The organism is Bartonella sp. MU70NMGDW, from assembly GCF_042194085.1.
In the GTDB taxonomy this organism is placed as follows: Bacteria; Pseudomonadota; Alphaproteobacteria; order Rhizobiales; family Rhizobiaceae; genus Bartonella; species Bartonella grahamii.
Genome location: NZ_JBHIMK010000156.1, coordinates 1 through 3,047, shown reverse-complemented (window position 1 = coordinate 3,047; position 3,047 = coordinate 1). Strand labels below are relative to the sequence as shown.

General features: G+C 39.5%; 4 protein-coding genes and 2 pseudogenes. 5 read left to right on the top strand and 1 reads right to left on the bottom strand.

Annotated elements, in window-relative coordinates:
* Together ACFIKE_RS09040 and ACFIKE_RS09035 are read left to right on the top strand one after the other, a co-directional pair.
* The coding region (locus ACFIKE_RS09040; RefSeq protein ID WP_375649433.1) for a major capsid protein at nt 1–450 on the top strand (450 nt) is incomplete at its 5' end.
* A gap of 1 nt (nt 451) precedes the next feature.
* Nucleotides 452–832, top strand: coding sequence for a hypothetical protein (locus ACFIKE_RS09035; protein WP_375649430.1), 381 nt, complete (start codon nt 452–454; stop codon nt 830–832).
* A 3-nt stretch (nt 833–835) separates the two neighbouring features.
* Here ACFIKE_RS09035 and ACFIKE_RS09030 read toward each other — a convergent pair whose 3' ends face one another.
* Entirely contained in the window at nt 836–1,921 is a 1,086-nt protein-coding gene (locus ACFIKE_RS09030; RefSeq protein WP_375649428.1) for a hypothetical protein, read from the bottom strand.
* 384 nt (nt 1,922–2,305) lie between these two features.
* Between ACFIKE_RS09030 and ACFIKE_RS09025 the strand changes: the two are divergent.
* From ACFIKE_RS09025 to ACFIKE_RS09015, 3 genes and pseudogenes are all read left to right on the top strand, one after another.
* Nucleotides 2,306–2,407: pseudogene (locus ACFIKE_RS09025) on the top strand (phage antirepressor Ant); the annotation flags it as partial.
* Nucleotides 2,408–2,425: 18 nt separating this feature from the next.
* Nucleotides 2,426–2,795, top strand: a pseudogene (locus tag ACFIKE_RS09020) (phage tail protein); the annotation flags it as partial.
* Between the two features lie 28 nt (nt 2,796–2,823).
* On the top strand, nt 2,824–3,047 hold a 224-nt coding region (locus ACFIKE_RS09015; protein WP_375649426.1), incomplete at its 3' end, for a phage tail protein.

Here is a 3,047-nt window from a genome sequence, read left to right as displayed (position 1 = left end):
TTTTCCAAGTTGAAAAACCATAAAACAATTCGTGAGACCTATTTAAACACAGCCTTAGCACAGACACTCAATAGCGCTGGAGGTGTTGCAACACCAAGCGCTCTTGGCTCGGGGAGCTTTGGCAGTTTTGACTTTGCAGGTGTCACTTTCATTAATTACCGGAGTATTCACAACTATAATGTAAGTGCGAAGGCTGGAACCAAACGCGCCATAGGAATTAAGCCTGATGAATGTCAATTCTTTCCTGTTGATGCACCTGGTGTATTCCAAAAAACCTTTGCACCAGGGGAAAGCTTGGATTTTGCTAACACCGTTGGAAAACCTCTCTACACGATGCTAATCGTCGACCACGACCGTAATGCATGGGTAAAACCGGAGGTCTATAGCTATCCGCTTTACATCTGTACACGCCCTGAAATGCTGTTTAAAGCAGTGATTGGAGCGAAATAATATGCGATGGCACGGGCTGCTAAACCAAATGGTTAAAGATGTACGCAACACTTTTGGGCAGCCCATCATCTACACGCGAAAGGACAACCAGCAATCTTTTCGTATCACAGCGATTTACGGCATTAAACATTCGGAATCGGACACTGGGGGCAGAATCCCCACCACAATTGCAAGAAAGGAACTTGATCTTTGTATCAATGATATCGGGGGAATACCACCAAAACCTCAAGATAGTATTGTGGTCCTCTCTCCTGAAAACAGCAAAGCGCCCTCTTCTCAAGAGCACTTCACTGTCACAGATGTCCAAGCCTCAGAATCTAGTATGTATAAGCTTATCTTGCGGGAGATAAAAAATGGACGTATCTTTATCTTGTGTGTTTAAAAATTAATAAGGCTGCCCAAGAGCCCGAATTACTGCTACAAACCTTGGATTTGGAATGGCACTAAATCGGTAACTCCATGGTGAGCCAGTACGGTGACTGATGTGACATCTTTGGTATGTTATAATGACTGATGCAATTCCTGCCCAAGTAGTCCTTTCATTATCTTCAGGGCTTACAAATACAATAGCTTGGTTTGTTACTAAAAGACGTCCTAAAGCTGGAGTCTTTTCGCCAATATTGAAGGTAACGCGTTCTTGAACTCCCAACAGTTTTTCATTTTTTGCTAAACGATAATCATATTCACTTGCGTCAAGTTCTTGAAACATTTCACATGCTTCCTCAAAATTAGAGGGAGGAATATCTGATTGCCACAAAGCAACTTCTTGCTCAAAGTTTTTTTCCTTTTTCGCCTCACGATAGGCAATAATAACAAAAATTAAAACAATAAGAATGGGTAGTAATAACCATGGTGTAATAGTTACTGTTACCACAATGCCTCCACTCAACAGAACACAAAGGAGAAAGATCTGTACCCTCTTTTCTAACCGCTTTTTTTCAAGTTCCGGCGACATTTTATTAACAACTGATAAATCAGAAGAAGGGTGGATATGGGGGGGAGGTATTAAAACCTGCTCTGAAACTTTTTCTTTAAAACGTTTTTTGCGTTTATCTTGCCAATGAACAAAAATAGACAAAGCAATACATGCAAAGAAAATTAACCTGAACCATCCCCAAAAACCTAGACCATCATTTTCGTCTGACTTTTTGTCTTGAACATGGATACTTTGCTTATCAGTATTCTCAGGTAGTACATGTTTCACGCTTTCATTTTGAGTAGCAACATATGTTAATAAAGTCGAGGAGGAGGAAAAAATTTCATTATTGTATGTAACTTGATCTGGTTCGAGTTTGTGCAAAAAAAACGCACCTAATATTGCAGAGCCGAGAAATAATAAAACTCCAATACCAAGAGTTTTCAATCCGTTTTTCCGCCATTTTTTTATACACACTAAAACAAGTCCGACAAACATCACTGGGAATAATAACAAGCATACGATCACCGCAATTGTATCAAGCGTATTGAGCATTATTTTCCCCTTCACTATAAATAAAAAACTAAGCCGAAAAATTTAAAGTGAGTCGACAAATAAAGTAAAGATGTGCTTATAATTTTAGAAAAAAGTGATATTACTGCGTGACATTATTACAGCGATATGAATAATCGAATCAGGTACCTAAGAAACACCTTAAAGCAATGAGCGAACGGATTGCTGGAACAATATCTTCTTCGCCAATTAAAGTTTTGACTCGTTGTATGTTACACCCATATAATGACTTTGTAAGATGTAGTTACACTATACAAGACCCTTTTACGGGGAAAATGTAACGGACGAGCTAGTTGCCCATGTTTCTTAGCACCCAGAGCTCTTTTAGAGTGTCATTAAGAAACGTCTAACAACTAGGAGTCCTTTATGAATACCCTTATAGAAATTAAAGAACAAATTATTGAGCAGGATACCGTTCAAACGGTAAATGCTCGTGAGTTGCATGCATTTTTGGAGATAAAATCCGATCTCATTGGTAGCTTGTGAGACGGCATCAAAAGCAAGTGGCAAGCCCTGTCCGAATGGTTTAGCAGCATGATAAGCAAATTAACCAGCTGGATGCCTAATTTGGATGAAAGAAAAGCTAGGCTTTAATGTTTCAATCAACAAAACTTCAACCCAAACTTTAAAAACCTTTACCGAAGAAACCAATGCACGGGCAAAAAGAATGCTGGATACCGTAATTGTCCCCTATGCTCTCCATCTGGAAAAGGTAAAAGTGATTTTAATACAGGCATAGTCGAAACAGGACACATAGAAGCTCCAAATGCAAAAGTGGCTACCTTTAAAGCTCCAAAGCCCATTACAGGTTCACAAATCTATTGAAGTAGACGCACGCGTGATGATTTCAAATTTATAGCCTCTAGCCTTTCGGATTAAATACTATGATGTTAGCTTTGGGTGGTTTTATTTTTTCGATTGAAACAGCAGCTTATCAAACACTTGATATGTCTTATGGGGTTCCATGGGTAGAGCAAGGGCGATTGGGGCGAAAAGCTGCTCTTCAATTGCCTGCTGTTGCAAATGCGGAGTTTTCTTTAGCAGGCGTGATTTATCCAGATTTCAAAGGTGGTCACGGACAAATCGAATATTTGCGACAAATAGCGCA

What these genes read in the sequence shown, in the direction of transcription:
- ACFIKE_RS09035 (WP_375649430.1), top strand. Translation starts at nt 452, where the DNA reads ATGCGATGGCACGGGCTGCTAAACCAAATGGTTAAAGATGTACGCAAC.
- ACFIKE_RS09030 (WP_375649428.1), bottom strand. Translation starts at nt 1,921, where the DNA reads ATGCTCAATACGCTTGATACAATTGCGGTGATCGTATGCTTGTTATTA.